Source organism: Cognataquiflexum nitidum, assembly GCF_022538055.1.
Classification (GTDB): domain Bacteria; phylum Bacteroidota; class Bacteroidia; order Cytophagales; family Cyclobacteriaceae; genus Cognataquiflexum; species Cognataquiflexum nitidum.
Map to the genome: position 1 here is coordinate 120,575 of NZ_JAKZAM010000003.1, position 20,693 is coordinate 141,267.

The window sequence follows — 20,693 nt, forward strand, 5'->3', positions numbered from 1 at the left end:
AATTCATTGAATATGGAAACAGCATTGAAAAGTCACATCGCAGAAAACCTCCGAAAGCACAGGGTGCTGAGAGGCTATACCCAGGAATACATTGCCGAATATTTGGGCAAGAAGGATTACACTGCATATTCCCGATATGAACAAGGCAGGTCCAACCTCAAGATGGAAGACGCTATCAGGTTGGCAGATTTATATGAAGTAGATGTGCAGGAATTGATATCCAAAATACCATCTGTAAATCAGGCACAAGAATCACAAAAAAAGCAAAGTGGATTGGTTTCAATTTTGATTGACCTAGATGGCAGTTCAAATAAATTGGAGAGCAACATCCAAAGATTGAAGAAAATCAATGACCTTATCGCAAGACACGAGCTTTGATTATTTTTTTCTTACCAAATAAAGTCCCGTAAACATCAAAAGGCCATTGAGAATCAAAGCCTCAAAGCCGAACTTATAGCCCCAAAGTAATTGCTGGGAGTTTTGACTTATGATAAAGGTCAATAAAGGCGCTGTCAACGCAAGGTAAGGCACAAACTTATCCCTGACTTGCCATTTGGTAAACAATCCAAATGCATATAATCCTAGCAAAGGGCCGTAAGTATATCCGGCAATGACAAAGACGGAATTGATCACACTTTGGTCATTGATCCACCTGAACATCAAAATCACAAAAAACATCAGGGCTGTAAAACCGATGTGGACCCTTTTTCTGACCTTTACCTGATCTTCTTTTTTGTATTTTTTTTCTATTTCAAGAAAATCGTAACAAAAAGAAGTCGTCAAAGCAGTAAGCGTAGAATCAGCACTCGAATAGGCAGCCGCCGTAATACCCAAGATAAATACAATCCCAACAAAAGAACTGAAATAAGTAGTGGCAAGCAAAGGGTATAAATCATCTGTTTTGGTAGGAAGTGCGATGCCATTTGTCTCCGCATAGAGGTACAAAAGAATTCCCAAAGACAAGAAAAGCAAGTTGACTACTACCAGGATGATGGTAAACCAAAACATGTTTTTCTGGGCATCTCCGATATTGCGGCAGGTCAGGTTCTTCTGCATCATGTCTTGGTCTAATCCCGTCATCACGATAGTGATAAAAGCACCGGAGGCAAATTGCTTGAAGAAATTGGTCCCGGATTTCCAGTCCCAATTGAAAATTTCGGAACGGGGATCATCCGCAATGGTCCCCACAAATTCCTTGATAGTCAAAATCCCCAGGTCCTTCCCTATCAGGTAAATGCTGATGACCACTGCAAGTAGCATAAATAGTGTCTGCAAAGTATCAGTCCAGACTACGGTTTTGATTCCACCGCGGTGTGTATACAGCCATATCAAGGATACTGTGATCAATACCGAGACCCAAAAGGGAATCCCCCAATTGTCAAACAGGACCAATTGAAGTACGCCTGCCACAAGAAATACCCTGATAGAAGATCCTAAAGTCCTGGACAAAATAAAGAAAAATGCACCCGTCTTATAAGACCAAAAGCCAAACCTCTCATCCAAATAGGAATAAATGGAAACAAGGTTTAACCGATAGTACAATGGAAGCAGCACTTTTGCAATCACAAAATACCCCAAGGTATACCCCAAGACGACCTGAAAATAATGAAAACTCGTATTGCCTACTTCTCCGGGCACGGATATGAATGTCACTCCTGAAAGAGATGCTCCGATCATCCCAAAAGCAACCAAAAACCAAGGTGATTGTCTGTCTCCTGTGAAAAAAGTGTCAGTGGAAACATTTCTTGATGTAAACCAAGATATCAAAAACAAGAGCGCAAAATATGAAGTTATGACGATTAGAACTAACTTTGGATCCATAGTGGCTTAAGGGTAGAATTCGCTAAATTGCCCATAATTATTAAATTTGCAAAATGAATTACCATACACAGGCATATCCCATGTTGGAAGAGGTTGAGGTCCTTTTGGAGGAACTGATAGACATAGACGAATGCGAATTGGTGGTGTTTAATGATGATATCAATACTTTTGAACACGTAGCCAAGATCCTCATCAAAGTATGTCAGCATACCCCTGAACAAGCTGAACAGTGCACGCTGATCATTCACTACAAAGGAAAATGTTCCGTCAAAAAGGGCAGCCGTACCAAATTGAAACCCATGTGCGAGGCGATTTTGGATGCAGGTATCCAAGCTGCCATCGTCTAACCCATCCGGAAAAGTGAATTTCCCCTCCAAACTGATTGAAGAAGCAGTCAATGAAATCAGCCGTCTGCCTGGAATAGGCAAAAAGACTGCACTCAGACTTGCCCTCCATCTCCTCAAGCAAAAAGAAAACGTCACCGAAGAGCTGACGCGTTCTTTGCTTTCCCTCAGAAAAGACATCAAGTATTGCAGCCTTTGTCACAACATATCCGATGCGGATGTATGCAGCATCTGTGCGGGAAGAAGAAGGGAAAGGAGTATCATCTGTGTGGTAGAAGACATTCCTGACGTCCTTGCCATCGAAAACACCTCACAATATAACGGTCTCTACCACGTCCTCGGGGGAGTGATTTCTCCTATTCAGGGCATCGGTCCCGATGACCTGAAGATCGAATCCCTGATCCAAAGAATTGTCCATGCTCCGGAAAATGAAAAAGTAATGGAAGTTATCCTTGCCTTGCCTTCCACTATGGAAGGCGATACCACCTCATTTTTCATTACCAGAAGGCTCAAGGATTTTGGCATCAAGGTAAGTACCATCGCCCGGGGGATTCCCATTGGCGGAGAATTGGAATATACCGATGAGGTGACCCTAGGAAGGAGTATCCTGACACGTGTAAATTATTCTGCCGAATAGCGATTTTCTTTTGTCTGATCCAAAAGCATTTCTATATTTGCAGACCAATTAAAAAAGGGGGATTAGCTCAGCTGGCTAGAGCACTACGCTGGCAGTGTAGGGGTCATCGGTTCGAATCCGTTATCCTCCACCAAAGACTCACAGAAATGTGGGTCTTTTTTTTTTATTTACCACTTGAAAAAAAATGAAATGCTATCCAAAAAAAGCCTGACACCTATCCGGCATCAGGCTTTTCTGATTTCTTGTGCGAATACTAGGAAAGTACCACTTCATTCCCTATTCCCTTGGGGTTTTTGCCATATCGATTTTGGCCGGGTTGACTGTCGGTAACCATCAATACCAACAACCAAATGCTACCAATGATCGGTATGAGTACAATGAAATAAAACCATCCGCTTTTCCCCACGTCGTGAAGCCTTCTCACTGTTACCGCCAAACCCGGAACGATCATGGCAAATATCGATACAAAGTAAAGAGGCCCGATTCCTGTGTCCTCGATGGTAATGCCAAGCAAATTGTCAAGTAAAACAGCCATTACTAGAAAAATAAAATAAAACAAATAAAAAAACCAATACTCACTCCTTCTTGCTCTTCCGGTAAAAGTCGCATAATTCTTCAATGCACTGATGAAATAATCCATAACACTAGTTGGGGGGAATGTTTTTTCCTACTCATATGGCTTTTCGGATACGCCCCGTTTGAATGGTCTCTGGACTCCATTATTGAAATAATAAAGGGGCAGCGGGTAATGTTGGCATCAGAAAATCTAAAAAAACAGATTTCTTAATCCTAAAATAGGAAGTATTAATTAATTAAACAATAGTTTTATGGGCTTAAATAAATACAATTTTTCGAACATACATTCTTTAATAAAAAGTAATCTTTCAAAATAACATCTCCATCTCAATGCTGCTAATCCAAGCATTGAGATGGTTTTTCATTTGGATCAAAATTATCAGAGCTATTTCCTACAATTGGAAAAAATATTGTCCCTGAATTTTCTGTCGTCTTTGAGGATATCAAAATAGGCTGTCAGGAATTTTTTGGTGTTTTCCTGTTCGTTGGGACTCAGGCTTGGGGAGACTTTACCGTAGGCATCCCAAATATTGTTTTCGATCGACAGGTAATATTCCCTTGTATTTTTGAACAAGCTTTCGTCCCTGCATACTCCCCAATAGTAGCGTTCGGTGACGGAATTGATCGGAATCAGGGGATTGACCACGGCATAGGGGGCATTTACCAAGCCCGACATGTCAAAGTCGTAGCATAAGGGAATGTAATCTTTGTTGGTTAGCTGCATGACGGCGATATTATGTTGGACGACAGTCGACCAATCTGTATTTCCGATCATAAACTGGAAAAAATCCTGCCTGATCGAAACCGTATCCTTGAATCTGAAGGGATTCAACTGAATGTCTTTTCTCAAGGTGGCCTCAAACCTATCTGCTATTTTGGAATCATCTTCAATCAGGAATGCTTTGATTTCATAGGTTTTTCCCTGCTTGCCACTCCTGTCTGTGATGCTGAGGTTTACCAATCTGGTATGGAAATGATAGGGAGAGACTTCCTCGTACATTTTGTAAATCATGTATTCTTTGATAGTCAGGTCATCCGCTGTTTTGTTGTTTTGGCAGGGCATCACTAATTTCAGAGTTTTGTTGCCTTTAAAAATCGTCCCCTTCCTTTCTTTTTTGCTTATCTTGATTTTGAGTGGGGTGAAGAAGCAATGGTCCTTCCGGAAATTTCCTCTGGCAAACAATTCCACTTCCAGAGAATCCCATTCCCCAGATTTATCCTTATAATAAAGCCACTCCTGTGATACAGCTTGTTCTTTGTCTGACTTTTTGATGTCTTTGAAGGAAAAACCCAATTTGAGATCCAAGGGGGTTTCATCTCTGAAAAGCTTGGAAACATCCTCCTCCTTCTCCTGTGAAAAGGAATCAAAAATGGGAACATGAATTAAGAAAATTAAAAAAGTGAAGAGAAACCAATTTCTATTTGTCTGACTTTTTGAAGGCTTCTTGCCCGAAATGTGGGTAGGACTTTGGGCAAGAGACAATGCAGGTACTGAAAATGATTTTTCCATATTCTTTAATTTTTTTAAATACTGTGAAAATCCTGAAACAATACTAAGCCCCATTCAAATCATGAGGACACTATCAAATGGATCAAAAACGTAACTACCCCAACTCCCAATCCTAGGATGAAAACATTGTAGGCATGTCCAAGGAGGTTATACTTTCTATTCAAAACTTTCCCCTGATAAAAAAGCGCAATGGACATTTGTTGGTTAATTTCCTGTTTTGAAGGAAGTATCCTATCGATTTCTTCAAGATATTCCTCGAGGTTATAGGTAGCACTTTCTCCAAAAAACAACATGCTTGATTTTCCTTTTTCCAGGGTCTTTTGATTTTGACCGAGGATCTTTGGCTTTGCAGCACGTACCGCCAGAATCGTCGAAAAAAGGCAGGTAGAAAGTAACAATAATATCGGTATTAGTGTCATTGGACCTTGCACATCTAGTTGATGGGAAATGGTCCCGTAACCTGTAATGGCAATAATGGATGAGATCACTAGCGCATTGATACTAATGATCATATTGGCTTTGTTGTCTGCTATCTGAAGAAGATTGCAATTGTTTTTGAAAGTAACTCTAAAGAAAGTCTGTCTTTCTCTTTCGGTTTTGTCTTTTTCTTTCTCTTTCTTTTCAGGTGGTGTATCTGCCATAGGTTGATATTTTGTAAATCATGAAAATACAAAATATTTTCCCAACAAATCCTCATGAACTTGCAATAAGATTTTTTTTATGGAGCTATCCATTTCTTTATCCATATGTTCTCCTCAAGTTTAAAAAGAACTCTCAGATGCTCTGTTCCATTCAGTTGAAGGGCATCTATTTTCACCGGCTTGACTTGGATAAGGGTAAAGTTGGTATCTATCAAAGGTTCGTTCCAATCAAAAGCATTTCGTGGGTCCTGAATGGCAGTTCCCGGGGCAAGGATCTGATTATATGCTTTTCGGGCATCTCCCTGGATTCTGGACCAAAATGTTGCTGTTAACTCATCATTTCTATGGATTTGGGCTTTACCCAAAATTTTGATTTGGGTTCTTTTGGCAGGATGGTAAAATAAAAGTGCCATTTCCGGAGAGTTTATCAACTGCTCCACTTTGGAACTCCGGGAATCGGTATAGAGGAAAACATTCAACGCATCGTCTATTGACCTGACCACCACATACCGGGCATCTACACCATTTTGAGATTTGGTTGCCAGTGTGACAAATCGAAAAGGATGCTTGGCGTCCAGTGCTCCCCGATGGAGTTCATGTTTGACAGAATGAAAAATTTCTTCCAAAGAATTGTTTTGGTGGAAAAGCATAGGTTTTAAGAATTTACAGTATCTATTTTAACTTTGGTCAAAGGTATTGGTTTGGTTACCAAACAAAAAAACCTGCACGGCATCTGATCCCGTGCAGGTTTTTTAATTATTTGTCATTTATGATCAGGCATATTATACCATTTCTGCATGTTCTATATTTTTGAAATAGACCTGATTTTCAGCATCCAAATCCACCAAAACTGCGGAATCGTTTTTGATGTATCCGGAAAGAATCTGCTTGGAGAGTTCATTCAGAATCAGTTTTTGAATTGTTCTCTTCAAAGGCCTTGCACCAAAATTCGGATCAAAACCAACTTCTCCCAAATAATCCAAAACCTCTTGGGTGGCATCAATCTCGATATTGGACTCGGCCAATCTTTTTTGGATCTCTCTCCATTGGATGTCGACGATTTTTCGGATCACTTTTTTATTGAGTGGTTCAAACATGATCGTCTCATCGATCCTATTTAGGAATTCGGGTCTCACGGATTTTTTGAGCAAATCATACACTTCTGATTTGGTTTTTTCCATGATCTCTTCCTCGTTCCATTCCTCCATTTCGGCAAAACGCTCCTGAATCAGGTGTGAACCGATGTTGGTAGTCAGGATGATAATGGTGTTCTTGAAGTTGGCAATCCTTCCTTTATTGTCTGTCAATCGCCCATCATCCAATACCTGAAGCAGAATGTTGAAAACATCAGGATGTGCCTTTTCAATTTCGTCCAAAAGTACCACCGAATAGGGCTTTCTTCTCACAGCTTCGGTCAGCTGACCGCCTTCATCGTAGCCCACATATCCCGGAGGCGCTCCTACTAAGCGGCTGACTGAGTGTCTTTCCTGGTATTCTGACATGTCTATCCTTACTATGGCATTGTCATCATTGAAGAGGTACTCAGCCAGGGCTTTGGCCAGTTCGGTTTTTCCTACACCAGTGGTCCCCATAAAGATAAAGGAACCTATAGGCCTTCTCGGATCCTGCAGGCCCGCCCTGCTTCTTCTGACCGCGTCAGACAAAGCGACGATGGCTTCATGTTGTCCTGCAACTCTTTTTCCAAGTTCATCTTCGAGGTGAAGGAGTTTTTCTCTTTCACTTTGGATCATTTTGGAAAGCGGAATTCCTGTCCACTTCGAAACAACAGCCGCGATATCCTCATTATCGACTTCTTCTTTCAAAAGAGGAGAACCTTGCTGCATTTCCTCTAGCTGGAATTTGAAGCCTTCGAGTTTCTTTTCTGCCTCTACAATTTTGCCATACCTGATTTCGGCAACTTTCCCAAAGTCACCTGCTCTTTCCGCCTGTTCGGCTTCGAGTTTCAGTTTGTCAATATTTTCCTTTTCGTTTCTGATACCGACTATTACTGCCTTTTCACTTTCCCATTTGGCTTTTACATTTTGCCTTTTTTCAGACAGTTCGGCAATTTCCTTGCTCAATACCGTTTCCTTGTCTTTGTTATTCTCTCTTCGGATAGCTTCTCTTTCGATCTCAAGCTGCATGATTCGTCGGTTGAATTCATCGAGTTCCTGTGGAAGGGAATCTATTTCCATTCTCAGTTTTGCTGCTGCCTCATCCATAAGGTCAATGGCTTTGTCAGGAAGAAACCTGTCTGAGATATACCTTTGGGAAAGTTCTACCGCAGCGATTACCGCATCATCTTTGATCCTGACACCATGGTGAAGTTCATACTTATCTTTGATACCCCTCAGGATAGAGATTGCATCGGCTGCATCAGGTTCATCGACCATTACTGCCTGAAACCTTCTTTCCAGTGCCTTGTCTTTCTCTATGTATTTTTGATATTCCTTCAAAGTGGTGGCACCGATGGCATGCAGTTCTCCTCTTGCCAAAGCCGGTTTCAATAGATTTGCTGCATCCATCGCCCCATCTCCGCCTCCTCCTGCACCGATCAGGGTATGAATCTCATCGATAAAAAGAAGAATTTCACCCTCGGAATCAGTAACCTCTTTGATGACGGCCTTCAATCTTTCCTCAAATTCCCCTTTGTATTTTGCTCCTGCGACAAGCAAGCCCATGTCCAGGGAGATCAACGTTTTTGATTTGAGGTTTTCAGGAACGTCGCCGCTGACGATTCTTTGGGCCAAGCCCTCCACGATGGCGGTTTTTCCCACACCCGGTTCTCCGAGGAGAATAGGATTGTTTTTGGTTCTTCTTGCCAAAATCTGCAAGACTCTTCTGATCTCTTCATCCCGGCCAATAACGGGATCTATTTTCCCCTTCTTGGCAAGTTCATTCAGGTTTTTGGAGTATTTCTCCAAAGCCCGGTATTTGGATTCTGCGTTTTGGTCGGTCACTTTATTTCCTTTTCTTAGTTCCTTGATTGATTCGATAAGTGGTTTTTCTGATAGACCGTTGTCCTTCAATAGCTGGGATGTTTTATCAGATCCAGCCAAGATGGCCAGAAGCAGGTGCTCTATGGCCACAAACTCGTCTCCAAAAGTCTTTAGAAAATCCTTCGCTTTGGACAATACCTGATTGGAGGCATTGGAAAGATAGGACTGCTGCCCGCTTACTTTGGGCAATGACTTGATAATATCATCGGTTTTTTGTGCAACAAGTCCTTTGTGGACATTTAACTTCTTGAATAAAAAATCTGTGACATTTTCATCTTCCGAAAATATCCCTTTGAGGATATGTGCAGGCTCGATGGCCTGCTGCTGTTCGGCCATGGCAAGCTCTGCTGCCTTTTGAATGGCTTCCTGTGATTTTATGGTAAATTTTTTAAAGTCCATTTGATAGTTGGTTAGGTTGGTCAATTTGCTAATAGTTCTCTGTACTCAGCTTAATACAGCTTTTCAATCAAAATGCTAACCAAAGCTAAAAAGACATTGAAATCGGAAATTCTGTCTTACAAATTCTTTGTAAATTCTTAAAAAATGGACTTTTTGACATTTTATTCTTACACAAAGCAAATTTCATATGAAATCCTTTAACAAATTACGGACTTTAATCAAGAACCTGAGTCAATCACTAGCAGGTGATATTTTTTTAATTTGGCAAATCAAACTTTTTAAAAATCAAAGCAAAATTAACCGTATTATTTAATTCATTTCACCTAAGTTTTATAATCAAAAATTAAGTTATACGATAAGTTTATTTCAAAAAATTTAATTTTACCTTATATAGTTTTTTTAGGAAGGTAAAAGAATTATTTTTACTAAGTTTAATCTACTAAATCCCGATAGTTAAATACCTTTCTCTTTTGAATTTAAGCTATTTATGAACCTCGAATTTTCGTTTAATCCTTTTGCCACTCCTATATTTCTGACAAGCTTACTCTTTGTTGTTTTGGCATTTTTTTCTTTCAGCAAAAACAACCAACACGGAGAACGGTATTTTTCATTCTTCATGTTGAGTTCCTTTTTCTATTCCTTTTTTTACGGCATTGAGTTAATCGCGACTACCCCTGAAGGGATCAAGCTGTTTTACATGTTGGAATTTATCGGAGGTGCATTTGTGACCCCATTTTTATTTCTGTTTGTATTAAAGTACACTGACCAGGCCAAATTTATCAGCAATAATTGGTTGAATCTAATATTTGGCATTTCCGGATTTTTTCTGTTAATGATATTTACCAATGACTACCACCATCTTTTTTACAAAGAAATTTCGGCTGCCAACAATTCCTATTTTTTGTCGGTTTCTCTCGAAAGAGGTCTGTTACATTGGATGTATGCCAGTTACAATTCAATCCTGATTATTTTTTCAAACCTGTTGCTTTTTAGAATGCTTTTCTCGATTCCTGAAATCTACAGAGGGCAGGTTTTGATTATGCTCTTTGGGACCTTGATTCCATGGATTGCCTACTTGTTTGTTGTTTTTGGTTTTTATCCTTTCGGCCTAGATCCTGTACCATTCTGCCTTGCGATAAGTGGCGTCACATTATTTTGGGCCTTATTTCAATATCAGTTATTCAGGGCAAATCCTATTGCATTCAAGACCATATTCGAAAATATCACAGACGGCATCGTTATTTTGGACAGATTGGGTGAAGTGGTAGCATTGAACTACGCTGCACGGAAATTTTTCTCAAAATTAAGCCCTCAAAAAATCTACAAAAAAGAACAGTTGATAGGCCTTTCAAATGACCTTGAAGAACTTTTTTCTGCCAATTCCCCTAACCACAAAATAGAAATTGTAATACCTGAGGAGAAAGAGGTCTATGAGATTTATCTGAAAAATATTGAGAAAGATTCCTTTGAAATTGGTACACCTAATTTTCAATATTTATTTTTAAGGGATATCACCGAACAGAAATCGACAGAGGAACTGATTATGGCAAATGAACTTACGTTGCAAAACGTAAACAGCAACCTGATCAGAAACGAGAAAATGCTCACCTCGATTGCATTTGCAACGAAGGAATTGCTATCCAACCACGATTTTGCCACTGCCACACAAAAAGCCATTACCTTGCTCGGTGATGGAGCGGGAGTAGACAGAGCGTATCTTTTTGAAAACAGTCTGGATGAAAACGGAAATCTTCTTAGCTCACAAAGATTTGAGTGGAGTGCATTGGGTGTTCCGGCCGAAATCGACAACCCAAATTTGCAAGGATTACCGATCGGATTATTTGGTGAAGGTTCTCGCGTCATGGCTCAAAACAAATTGTACCAAGCCATAGTGGATCAAATGGAAACGGATCCCGAGCTGAAAGAATTACTGCAAAGCCAGGATATCAAATCCATTCTTCTCATCCCGATTTATGTAGAAGATTATTTTTGGGGTTTTGTGGGATTCGATGATTGTACCAACGAAAGGAAATGGAGTGAGGCCGAAACAGCTTTGTTGATCAGCTTTGCAGACAGTATTTCAAATGCAATTGAGAGGAAAAACATGGAGAGAAACCTGATCAAATCCATGGAAGCGGCAAATGAAGCAAGCATCGCAAAATCAGAGTTTTTGGCAAACATGAGCCATGAAATCCGCACACCTCTCAACGGAGTTATCGGATTTTCGGATTTACTGATGAAAACCAATCTGGATGAAAACCAGCGGGGCTTTCTGCAATCCATTCTTCAGTCCGGAACCTTATTATTAGATTTGATTAACGACATCCTGGACTTTTCAAAAATCGAAGCAGGGAAACTTGAATTAAGCCCTGAATGGGTAAATATAAAGGACTTGGTGTCTGACACCCTGAAAATCATCCAGCCAATTGCAAGCGAGAAAAACTTAAAGCTTAATCTAAATCTGGATGAGAACCTCCCCAAATCAGTATTTGTGGATTCCACAAGGATCAAGCAGGTATTGATTAATCTCCTAAGCAATGCCGCTAAGTTTACACACCAAGGCCACATTGAACTGGGAGTTACAATTGATGGACAAATCTCAGCTGATGGAGTTATGCCGATTGTATTTTCGGTAGAAGATACAGGAATCGGAATTTCAAAAGAAAAGGAGCGTACTATTTTTGAAGCTTTTGCTCAGGAAGATAATTCTACCACAAGAAAATATGGGGGAACCGGTTTGGGTCTTTCCATTTGCAGTAAGTTACTTGACCTTATGCAAAGTAAACTAGAGCTACAAACTAGTTTAGGAAAGGGAAGTAAGTTCTATTTCAAGCTTGACTTGTCTGTTTCCGAAGAAACTGTCAAGCCAAAAAATGAAGAAAAAATGAATGGCAGTAGTCAGCCGGCAACATCCAAAAAGGAAAACATATCCTCTTCTGCTTTCAAGATATTGCTTGTAGATGACAACCCTGTCAATATGTTACTCGCCAAAGCAATTGTAAAAAAGCTATTGCCGACATCCATTATATCTGAAGCGTACAATGGACTCGAGGCTTTGGAAGAATACAAAAAGCAAGTGCCTGATTTGATCTTTATGGACATTCAAATGCCCGAAATGAGTGGTTATGAGGCGACAAAAGAAATCAGAAAAATAGAGACTGATGTTAGAACTCCAATAGTTGCTTTAACTGCCGGTACAGTGAAGGGAGAATACCAAAGATGTCTCGAAGCTGGCATGGATGACTATCTGAGTAAGCCTGTCCTGGTATCTGATATATCAGGGATGATCGAAAAACACCTTGGATCTGCCCCTAGTACCTCTCAGTATATCGCCTCCTCAAAATTTGAAGAATACAGATTGTCTGACCCTGAATTTTTTAAAGAATTGCTGGAAGTCAGTATTTCAAATATCGAAAAGCTCCAAAAGGCTTTGATTTTAAACCTCGGGGAAAACAACTTACATGTGGTGAAACAAACCGGACACGCACTCAAAGGGGTAGGTTTGAACCTAGACTTCAAAGAGCTTGTGACGACATCCTCGGCAGTTGAGTTATTAGTTAGTCTGGATGAGGAAAATAAAACCGTGGTGGACAAGACTATTCAGGAAGTCCACAAAATCCTTGAAAGCTTGAAATCTGAATGGGAGTCTGTAAAAGACTAAAAATCAAGATAAAAAAAAGTGAAGGATTATTCCTTCACTTCCTCATAATCGATATAATCACCGCCTTTGATTTCTTTTGACCTCTTTTGTTCGTATTCTTTTGGAATGTGGTCAACATTAACATTTGATCCCGGTGGTTTTCTTCTCCTATCTTCCTCTCTCTTCAGGTCATTGGCATGGTCCACAAACTGTTTGAGTTTACTTTTCACAAAAAACTGAAGCAACTTGGAGAATATCCATGAAAGGGCAATTGCAATAAGAAGAAATTTGAAAATAAATCCCATTTTTTAGACTTTTAGATTTTAGAACCGAGAATCAAGACAAATCTTGGTTCTCGGCTCTCGGTTCTCGGCTCTTTATCTACTCAGGTAAAGGTTTCTTTCAGAATAAATCTTCAAGAAATAATCATCCATCAAATCATCAATGAAGTAAATGGCTTCACCTGTTGACTTCATTTCAGGACCCAATTCTTTGTTTACATTGGGGAATTTGTGGAAGGAGAAAATAGGTTCTTTAATGGCATAGCCCTTTTTGACAGGGTTGAATTCAAAATCAGTCACTTTTTTCTCTCCCAACATCACCTTTACGGCATAATTGACATAAGGTTCCTGATAAGCTTTGCAAATAAACGGAACAGTCCTTGATGCCCGCGGATTGGCTTCGATGACGTAGACTTTGTCATTTTTGATCGCAAATTGGATATTAATCAAACCAACTGTTCGGAGTGCCAAGGCAATTTTTTTGGTATAGTTTTCAATCTGTCGCATGACAAAATCACCAAGATTATATGGAGGCAATACAGCATAAGAATCTCCTGAATGAATTCCTGCCGGCTCTATATGCTGCATGATTCCGATGATATATACATTCTCCCCATCACAAATAGCATCCGCTTCCGCTTCAATTGCATTTTCCAAGAAATGGTCCAAGAGGATTTCATTATTTGGAATATCCCTAAGCACTTTTACAACATGCTCCTCAAGTTCTTTTTCATTGATGACAATCTTCATCCCCTGTCCACCGAGGACATAGGAAGGTCTTACCAATAGCGGAAAACCAATTGTCTTGCACAGCTCCAAAGCTTCATCTGTATTGTGGATAGTTCCGAACTCAGGATAGTGAACATCATTTTCCTTCAGCAAAGTGGAGAATCTTCCCCTATCTTCTGCCAAATCCAATGCCTCGTAGCTTGTTCCGATGATCTTGATTCCGTATTTGTCCAACTTCTCGGCAAGCTTCAGAGCAGTCTGCCCTCCCAACTGAACAATCACACCCAAGGGCTTTTCGTGCAGGATGATTTCATAGATATGTTCCCAAAAGACCGGCTCAAAATAAAGCTTGTCAGAAATATCGAAATCCGTAGAGACCGTTTCGGGGTTACAGTTGATCATGATGGTCTCGTAGCCACATTCTTTGGCAGCCAAAACACCATGGACACAAGAGTAATCAAACTCTATACCCTGTCCTACCCTATTGGGACCTGAACCCAAGACCACCACTTTTTTCCTGTTGGTGACCGGGGATTCATTTTCGTCTCCAAATGTCGAATAGTAATAGGGAGTCTGTGCATCAAATTCAGCAGCACAGGTATCTACGAGTTTGTAAACCCGCTTGATTCCCATTTCGTCATACCTTTTTGTAAAGACTTCACTTTCCTTACAGCCCAATAGATGGGCCAACTGACGGTCGGCATAGCCTTTTTTCTTAGCCGTATCCATCAATTCCCTTGAAATGGTATTGATATTGAATTTTTCAATCTGATCTTCCAAGTGGATCAGTTCTTCAATCTGTCTGAGAAACCACTTGTCGATTTTGGTCAGGTCATGTATGGTTCTGAACGAAATACCCAATTTGAAGGCATCGTAGATATGGAAAAGCCTGTCCCAGCTTGGGTTGGCAAGGCTATATAAAATCTTCTGTTGGTCTCGGAGTTCTTTGCCATCGGCTCCCAATCCGTTTCTTTTAATTTCGAGTGATTGACAGGCTTTTTGCAAAGCTTCCTGGAAATTGCGCCCTATGCCCATCACTTCTCCGACCGCTTTCATGGAGAGTCCCAATCTTCTGTCCGCACCTTTGAATTTGTCAAAGTTCCATCTTGGGATTTTGACAATCACATAATCAATGGCAGGCTCAAAAAACGCGGAGGTATTTCCTGTAATTGAATTGGTCAGCTCATCAAGGTTGTACCCCACGGCCAACTTAGCGGCAACTTTAGCAATAGGGTAACCTGTGGCTTTGGAAGCCAAGGCAGAGGATCGCGACACCCTTGGGTTGATTTCGATACCGATGATCTGGGTATTGTCAGGACTGACAGAGAACTGCACATTACAGCCTCCGGCAAAATTCCCGATACTGTTCATCATCGTGATGGCATAATTCCTCATCCTTTGGTAAACCGTATCCGGCAAAGTCATCGCAGGGGCCACGGTGATGGAATCGCCTGTATGCACGCCCATCGGATCGAAGTTTTCGATGGAACAGATGACAATCATGTTGCCTATATTGTCCCTCATGACTTCGAGTTCATACTCCTTCCAGCCCATGATACTCTGCTCGATAAGCACTTCATGGACGGGAGATGCCTGAAGTCCGGCGACAAGGGCTTTTTCAAAATCTTCTTCTTTTTCTACAAAAGCGCCACCGGCACCTCCCAATGTATAGGAAGCCCTGATAATCAAAGGAAATCCAATCTCCTGAGCGATTTCTTTTCCCTGAAGGAAAGAAGTGGCAGTATCTCCTTTGCAGACACCAACACCGATTTTTTCCATCAGTGCTTTGAATTTTTCTCTGTTCTCGGCAGTATCGATCGCATCGATATCCACACCGATCATCCTGACTCCGTATTTTTGCCAAATACCTGATTTATCACAATCAATGGCAAGGTTCAATGCAGTCTGTCCACCCATCGTCGGCAAAACCGAATCGATATCCGGATGCTCCTGGAGGATTTTGATAATGGATTTTTTGTCAAGAGGCAGCAAATACACATTGTCGGCGGTCACCGGATCTGTCATGATCGTCGCAGGATTGGAATTGATCAAAGTGACTTTGATCCCTTCCTCCCTGAGTGACCTGGAAGCCTGTGAACCGGCATAATCAAATTCGCAAGCCTGACCGATGACAATGGGTCCTGAACCGATGATGAGTGTGTGCTTGATGCTAGTTTCCTTAGGCATTCCAAAAGAGGTTTTAAGAGGTTTAAATACTTACGGCTAAATTGGTCCAAAATTAGGGAAATAATTTAAAGTAGCCTGACCATATCCAAAAAAAGGGCAGAAAGATTATGTGAATGGAGACAAATTGTAAACCGTATTATTTGGAACTATCTTTTGTAGGAGGCAGGGGCATTTTACCTTTTGGTTAGGTTATGCGATTTAATTCCAATTACAAATTGGAAAGCATAAATGGGAGAAATTGAAAATGAATTGATCAATCAGCCTTTCCTGTTTTTGGTGTAAACCCTATTGCTCAATGTACCTTTTTGCTCCCAAAAACAACAGACATCGCATTTTCAATACCCCGAGCGGCGGTGCAGGGAGATTTGTTGAAGTATAAAAACCGGGGAAGCACCTTGCACGGGGTTAATATTATTTCGCTCCGCCGCGGCGAACTGTTAGCCAAAGGAGCCAAAATCTGGAGATTTCTTCATCCTTTCCACTTAAACGACTTGTCGTCAATGGCACGCATGGTGCAGAGTACCCCGTTTAGGTGATCATATTCATGTTGGATAAGTTCTGAGATTGGGCCTTCAACATTCCAAGATTGCTTTTCCCAGTTTTCATCCAGGTATTCCAAGGTCAAGGATTGGTGTCTTTTGACTTTGACAAGGAGATTGGGAAAACTCATGCAATCATCCCAAAGCTCAAACATGTCCTTACTTGGGTTGACTATTTCGGGATTGATGATAATGTAAGGTTTGTCAAGATTGAGGTAAAAAAGCCGCTTCATAATCCCCAGCTGCGGTGCTGCAATCCCTCTCCCAAATCCATATCTTTTTCGGATATCTTCCATGGCTTCGTGAAGGTCTTTTACCCATTCCATTACCAGAGGAAGTTCTTCCCTTGTTAGTGGCACACAATTTTCGTAAAGGCGGGGATCACCGAGTTTGAGGATATTATCAACTGTTATCATAGAATCGAAGATAATGGGATTTTCAATCTTATGTCCTTGAATGAACCTTAAAAATGGATATTCATGGATATTGGATATTGATTGGTATTACCTAGCTGGTGATCTAAATGAGGATATGGTGAAAAGAAAAAAATTACCGCAAAGAGATTCCAAAAAAAACCTGTCAGAATTGAATGCTGACAGGTCTGGTTTTCTCTAAAATCAAAACTTGAAGGCTTATTTCTTTTATGAAAACCTTCGAGGTCAAAAAAAGACCTCAAAGGTTTGGGTTTTAAATATGCAGCGCCCTGTTGTCCGTGGCGGCTAGGCAGGCCTCTTTGAAAGCTTCTGTGTAAGTGGGATGCGCATGCGACATTCTTGCTATATCCTCAGCCGATGCACGGAATTCCATCGCAACGACCGCTTCAGCAATCATGTCGGCAGTCCTTGGTCCGATCATGTGTACACCAAGGATTTCATCCGTACTCGCATCTGCCAATACTTTGACAACGCCATCGGTATCCATGGAAGCCCGTGCACGGCCTGAGGCCATAAAAGGGAATTTTCCGGTTTTGTATTTGACTCCCTGCTCTTTGAGCTGCTCCTCGGTATATCCAACTGAAGCCACTTCCGGCCAAGTGTAGACTACTCCAGGGATCAAAAGGTAGTTGATATGTGGCTTTTGTCCAGCGATGGTTTCTGCTACGAAGACGCCCTCCTCCTCTGCCTTATGCGCCAACATCGCTCCTTTGACCACGTCTCCAATGGCGTAGATATTTGGCACATTTGTTCTCAGATGCCCATCCACTTCAACCAATCCCCTCTCCGTGATCTTCACTCCTGCCGCTTCGGCATTCAGTCCTGCGGTATATGCTTTTCTACCGATAGAAACCAAGACATAGTCTCCTACGATTTCGACGGTTTCTCCTTTGCTGTTTTCTGCTTTGACGATGACCTCTTTACCGGTGTTTTCCACAGCCGTCACTTTGTGTTTCAGGTAAAAGTCAAAATTCAGTTTTTTTAATGACTTCTGAAGTTCTTTGCCCATAGTGCGGTCCATAGAGGGAATGATGGCATCTAGGTATTCTACTACAGATACTTTTGCTCCAAGCCTGCCATAGACAGAACCCAATTCCATACCGATCACTCCACCGCCGATGACGATCATGTGCTTGGGGATTTCTTTTAGTTTCAAAGCTTCGGTAGAGGTGATGACCCTGTCTTTGTCAATCTTGATAAAAGGCAAAGAAGCTGGCTTAGACCCTGTCGCAATGATGATATTTTTTCCTTTGATCTCTTCAGATGAACCATCGTCCTTCGTCACTTTGACGGTTGTGGCATCTACAAAAGAACCCAAACCATGGTGCACGTCAATTTTGTTTTTCTTCATCAAAAACTGGATGCCATCCACATTTTGCTTGACCACCTCGGCTTTGCGGGCAATCATCTGCTCAAGGTTCACCTCCAGGTTGTCAAGGTTGATACCGTGGGTTTTAAAAGTATGGGCAGCATTGTGGTAATGCTCTGAGGAGTCCAAAAGTGCTTTGGAAGGGATGCAGCCTACATTGAGGCAGGTTCCTCCAAGCGTCGGGTATTTCTCAATGATGGCGGTTTTCATACCCAATTGTGCTGCCCTGATGGCTGCTACATATCCTCCCGGGCCTGAACCGATTACTATGACGTCGTACATTTTTTAATAGATTTTAGACATGAGACACAAGACGTGAGACTTGGTATCACTGAAGATTGAATTTTGTTGATGTATAAAGTACCAAGTACTAAGTACTAGGTACCAAGTATATAGAATCTTGCTGACGTATTCTGGATCAAGAATCGAATTAAGTATCAATATTCAAACTCATTTTGAGCTTGACAATCATATTTTGTAAATGCTCCCATTCTTTTTCAACATTTTTAAAATCTTCGTCATTCAGATAATTCAGGCGATTTGAAATCACCATTTGTGTATCCAATTCGAATGAAGATCCTAGAGCAATTCCTAAGAAATTATGAAATTCTTTTTTGCCGTTTCTACCTGCACCCTCAGCAATATTGGAAGGAATAGAAACCACCGCCCGATTCATTTGACTTATCAAACCGAATTTTTCATCTTTCGGCAGTTTCTCCGTAATCTTGTAAACCTCAACTGCTAAGTCAATGGCCTTTTGCCAAACTTTTAACTCTTTATACCTGTGCATTTTCCTTGGGATTTTAGTGAAGTTATAATTTAACTGAATTTTAAATTTTCTTCACTCCAATACATTCTCAAGGAGACAATTTATTCGACTATTTAAATACTTGGTTCTTGGTACATAATACTTTGTACTCAATTTCACCTCTTACCTCTCACCTTTTACCTCCTACTCTCCAACTTCCTACTTCTTCCTTCTTCCTTCATCCTTCTGACTTCTAACTTTATCAAACTCCAAAAAGCAGTCTTGTCGGGTCTTCGAGCAATTGCTTGACACGTACTAAGAAACTGACTGACTCTCTGCCGTCGATAATTCTGTGGTCGTAAGAAAGTGCCAGGTACATCATTGGTAAGATTTTGACCTCACCGTTAACAGCCATTGGCCTCTCCACGATATTGTGCATACCAAGTATGGCTGATTGAGGCGCATTGATAATCGGGGTGGACATCATTGAACCAAAAACACCGCCATTGGTGATGGTAAAGGTTCCTCCGGTCATTTCCTCGATCGACAATTTGTTATCTCTAGCCTTGACAGCCAATCTTACCACTTCTTTTTCGATTTGGTCGAAGCTCATGGCTTCTGCATTTCTGATTACAGGTACTACCAATCCTTTTGGTGCAGAAACAGCAATGGAAATGTCGCAGAAGTCATTGTAGATGATTTCGTTGCCATCGATCATGGCATTGACAGCAGGCCATTCCTGAAGGGCCACGCAAACAGCTTTGGTAAAAAAAGACATGAAGCCAAGGTTGACGCCATGCTTTTCTTTGAACTGGTCTTTGTATTTCTTACGGATATCCATGATAGGACCCATGTTGACTTCATTGAAAGTGGTCAGCATGGCAGTCTCATTCTTCACGGCCACCAATCTCCTGGAAACTGTTCTTCTCAGGGAGGTCATTTTTTCTCTCCTACTTTCTCTGCTTCCTGCTATTCTTGGAGCAGAAGGTGCTTCAGCTTTCGGAGCGACTGGTTTTACCTCAGGGGCTTTTGGAGCTTCTTTTGGCTTTGCCTCAGCGCTGACGGCATCCTCTTTGGTGATGCGTCCATCCTTACCTGTTCCTTTGACATCATCGGTGCTGATTCCTTTTTCAGCAATGATTTTGGCAGCAGCCGGAGAAGCATGGCCGGTAGCATAGGTTTCGTTTCCTGAGGTTGTGGCTTTAGCCTGTTCTGCTTCAGCCGGGGCAGAAGCAGCTGATACAGGAGCGCCACCTTCGACCACTTCGATTTTGCAGATCAAGCCGCCAATTTCCAAGATGTCTCCTTCTTTGGCAACGTGGCGAAGTATGCCATTGGCTTCGGCAGGCAATTCAAAAGTAGCTTTGTCAGAGTCGACTTCAGCGATGATTTCATCCAAAGTCACATAATCTCCATCTGCCTTCAACCAAGATGCCAATGTCACTTCGGTGATTGATTCTCCGACGGTAGGAACGATCATGTCTTTGATCTCACCTGTTTTGCCTCCTTGGCTTGATTTTGCTGCTTCCATAACAATTGTTTTTTCTTCTTTGCTTTCTGAATTTGATGATGAATCAATTACACAAATGACTGCCCCAATTTCTAAAGTTTCTCCTTCTTGGGCTTTGATTTTCAATGTACCGGCAGCTTCTGCCGTCAGTTCAAAGGTGGCTTTGTCGGATTCCAACTCGCAGATTACCTCGTCCATCTGTACATTGTCTCCGTCTTTTTTAAACCACTGACCAATGGTAACTTCGGTTATTGACTCTCCCACAGTGGGGACTTTCATTTCTAGGTTCATTGTTCTTATTTTTTAAGGCCAAAATCAGCCAAATATAT

The 20,693-nt window shown here is 41.3% G+C and carries 16 protein-coding genes and 1 tRNA gene; 5 read left to right on the top strand and 12 right to left on the bottom strand.

All coding sequences use genetic code 11. From position 1 onward, the window contains the following. The first annotated feature begins 12 nt into the window (after nucleotides 1–12). Nucleotides 13–378 carry a helix-turn-helix domain-containing protein gene (locus MMU07_RS02855; protein WP_241124326.1) on the top strand — a complete coding sequence of 122 codons (366 nt, stop codon included), beginning with the start codon at nucleotides 13–15 and terminating at the stop codon, nucleotides 376–378. Here MMU07_RS02855 and MMU07_RS02860 read toward each other — a convergent pair whose 3' ends face one another. After that, nucleotides 379–1,821, bottom strand: coding sequence for a sodium:solute symporter (locus MMU07_RS02860; RefSeq protein ID WP_241124327.1), 1,443 nt, complete (start codon nucleotides 1,819–1,821; stop codon nucleotides 379–381). It lies immediately after the preceding gene. Nucleotides 1,822–1,874: 53 nt separating this feature from the next. Here MMU07_RS02860 and MMU07_RS02865 point away from each other — a divergent pair, with 53 nt between their 5' ends. From MMU07_RS02865 to MMU07_RS02875, 3 genes are all read left to right on the top strand, one after another. Beyond that, nucleotides 1,875–2,168, top strand: a complete 294-nt coding sequence (locus MMU07_RS02865) for an ATP-dependent Clp protease adaptor ClpS (RefSeq protein WP_113923905.1) — start codon at nucleotides 1,875–1,877, stop codon at nucleotides 2,166–2,168. A 13-nt stretch (nucleotides 2,169–2,181) separates the two neighbouring features. Beyond that, on the top strand, nucleotides 2,182–2,802 hold the full coding sequence (gene recR / locus MMU07_RS02870) for a recombination mediator RecR (RefSeq protein WP_241124328.1): 621 nt from the start codon (nucleotides 2,182–2,184) through the stop codon (nucleotides 2,800–2,802). Nucleotides 2,803–2,858: 56 nt separating this feature from the next. Then, nucleotides 2,859–2,935: transfer RNA gene (locus MMU07_RS02875), tRNA-Ala, on the top strand. Nucleotides 2,936–3,055: 120 nt separating this feature from the next. Here MMU07_RS02875 and MMU07_RS02880 read toward each other — a convergent pair. From MMU07_RS02880 to clpB, 5 genes are all read right to left on the bottom strand, one after another. Next, the gene (locus tag MMU07_RS02880; protein WP_241124329.1) at nucleotides 3,056–3,442 is read right to left on the bottom strand and encodes a DUF805 domain-containing protein; all 387 of its coding nucleotides are present in this window, start codon (nucleotides 3,440–3,442) and stop codon (nucleotides 3,056–3,058) included. Nucleotides 3,443–3,763: 321 nt separating this feature from the next. Next, nucleotides 3,764–4,888 (bottom strand): hypothetical protein, encoded by a 1,125-nt coding sequence (locus MMU07_RS02885; protein ID WP_241124330.1) that lies wholly within the window; start codon nucleotides 4,886–4,888, stop codon nucleotides 3,764–3,766. A gap of 59 nt (nucleotides 4,889–4,947) precedes the next feature. Continuing rightward, nucleotides 4,948–5,529, bottom strand: a complete 582-nt coding sequence (locus MMU07_RS02890) for a Pycsar system effector family protein (protein ID WP_241124331.1) — start codon at nucleotides 5,527–5,529, stop codon at nucleotides 4,948–4,950. Nucleotides 5,530–5,606: 77 nt separating this feature from the next. Further along, nucleotides 5,607–6,179, bottom strand: a complete 573-nt coding sequence (locus MMU07_RS02895) for a pyridoxamine 5'-phosphate oxidase family protein (RefSeq protein WP_241124332.1) — start codon at nucleotides 6,177–6,179, stop codon at nucleotides 5,607–5,609. A gap of 132 nt (nucleotides 6,180–6,311) precedes the next feature. Further along, complete coding sequence (gene clpB / locus MMU07_RS02900) at nucleotides 6,312–8,927, bottom strand: ATP-dependent chaperone ClpB (protein ID WP_241124333.1); 2,616 nt, start codon at nucleotides 8,925–8,927, stop codon at nucleotides 6,312–6,314. Nucleotides 8,928–9,414: 487 nt separating this feature from the next. Between clpB and MMU07_RS02905 the strand changes: the two genes are divergently transcribed. Beyond that, on the top strand, nucleotides 9,415–12,588 hold the full coding sequence (locus MMU07_RS02905) for a histidine kinase N-terminal 7TM domain-containing protein (protein ID WP_241124334.1): 3,174 nt from the start codon (nucleotides 9,415–9,417) through the stop codon (nucleotides 12,586–12,588). A gap of 26 nt (nucleotides 12,589–12,614) precedes the next feature. Here MMU07_RS02905 and MMU07_RS02910 read toward each other — a convergent pair whose 3' ends face one another. From MMU07_RS02910 to odhB, 6 genes are all read right to left on the bottom strand, one after another. Then, nucleotides 12,615–12,872, bottom strand: a complete 258-nt coding sequence (locus MMU07_RS02910) for a DUF4834 family protein (RefSeq protein WP_241124335.1) — start codon at nucleotides 12,870–12,872, stop codon at nucleotides 12,615–12,617. A gap of 72 nt (nucleotides 12,873–12,944) precedes the next feature. Further along, a complete protein-coding gene (carB, locus tag MMU07_RS02915; RefSeq protein WP_241124336.1) occupies nucleotides 12,945–15,764 on the bottom strand; it encodes a carbamoyl-phosphate synthase large subunit in 2,820 nt (939 codons plus the stop codon). A gap of 469 nt (nucleotides 15,765–16,233) precedes the next feature. After that, nucleotides 16,234–16,719 (bottom strand): peptide deformylase, encoded by a 486-nt coding sequence (locus tag MMU07_RS02920; RefSeq protein ID WP_241124337.1) that lies wholly within the window; start codon nucleotides 16,717–16,719, stop codon nucleotides 16,234–16,236. 271 nt (nucleotides 16,720–16,990) lie between these two features. Next, complete coding sequence (gene lpdA / locus MMU07_RS02925; RefSeq protein ID WP_241124338.1) at nucleotides 16,991–18,388, bottom strand: dihydrolipoyl dehydrogenase; 1,398 nt, start codon at nucleotides 18,386–18,388, stop codon at nucleotides 16,991–16,993. A gap of 148 nt (nucleotides 18,389–18,536) precedes the next feature. Continuing rightward, a complete protein-coding gene (locus tag MMU07_RS02930) occupies nucleotides 18,537–18,896 on the bottom strand; it encodes a four helix bundle protein (RefSeq protein ID WP_241124339.1) in 360 nt (119 codons plus the stop codon). 220 nt (nucleotides 18,897–19,116) lie between these two features. Continuing rightward, nucleotides 19,117–20,655: a 2-oxoglutarate dehydrogenase complex dihydrolipoyllysine-residue succinyltransferase gene (gene odhB / locus MMU07_RS02935; protein WP_241124340.1), complete on the bottom strand. Its 1,539-nt coding sequence runs from the start codon at nucleotides 20,653–20,655 to the stop codon at nucleotides 19,117–19,119. Nucleotides 20,656–20,693 lie beyond the last annotated feature (38 nt).

Bases quoted from the DNA above. Each gene is read 5' to 3' on its own strand.
- MMU07_RS02865 (WP_113923905.1), top strand. From the start codon at position 1,875: ATGAATTACCATACACAGGCATATCCCATGTTGGAAGAGGTTGAGGTC.
- MMU07_RS02885 (WP_241124330.1), bottom strand. From the start codon at position 4,888: ATGGAAAAATCATTTTCAGTACCTGCATTGTCTCTTGCCCAAAGTCCT.
- MMU07_RS02910 (WP_241124335.1), bottom strand. From the start codon at position 12,872: ATGGGATTTATTTTCAAATTTCTTCTTATTGCAATTGCCCTTTCATGG.
- MMU07_RS02905 (WP_241124334.1), top strand. From the start codon at position 9,415: ATGAACCTCGAATTTTCGTTTAATCCTTTTGCCACTCCTATATTTCTG.
- lpdA (WP_241124338.1), bottom strand. From the start codon at position 18,388: ATGTACGACGTCATAGTAATCGGTTCAGGCCCGGGAGGATATGTAGCA.
- MMU07_RS02855 (WP_241124326.1), top strand. From the start codon at position 13: ATGGAAACAGCATTGAAAAGTCACATCGCAGAAAACCTCCGAAAGCAC.
- MMU07_RS02920 (WP_241124337.1), bottom strand. From the start codon at position 16,719: ATGATAACAGTTGATAATATCCTCAAACTCGGTGATCCCCGCCTTTAC.
- MMU07_RS02890 (WP_241124331.1), bottom strand. From the start codon at position 5,529: ATGGCAGATACACCACCTGAAAAGAAAGAGAAAGAAAAAGACAAAACC.
- carB (WP_241124336.1), bottom strand. From the start codon at position 15,764: ATGCCTAAGGAAACTAGCATCAAGCACACACTCATCATCGGTTCAGGA.
- MMU07_RS02860 (WP_241124327.1), bottom strand. From the start codon at position 1,821: ATGGATCCAAAGTTAGTTCTAATCGTCATAACTTCATATTTTGCGCTC.
- MMU07_RS02930 (WP_241124339.1), bottom strand. From the start codon at position 18,896: ATGCACAGGTATAAAGAGTTAAAAGTTTGGCAAAAGGCCATTGACTTA.
- odhB (WP_241124340.1), bottom strand. From the start codon at position 20,655: ATGAACCTAGAAATGAAAGTCCCCACTGTGGGAGAGTCAATAACCGAA.
- clpB (WP_241124333.1), bottom strand. From the start codon at position 8,927: ATGGACTTTAAAAAATTTACCATAAAATCACAGGAAGCCATTCAAAAG.
- MMU07_RS02880 (WP_241124329.1), bottom strand. From the start codon at position 3,442: ATGGATTATTTCATCAGTGCATTGAAGAATTATGCGACTTTTACCGGA.
- MMU07_RS02895 (WP_241124332.1), bottom strand. From the start codon at position 6,179: ATGCTTTTCCACCAAAACAATTCTTTGGAAGAAATTTTTCATTCTGTC.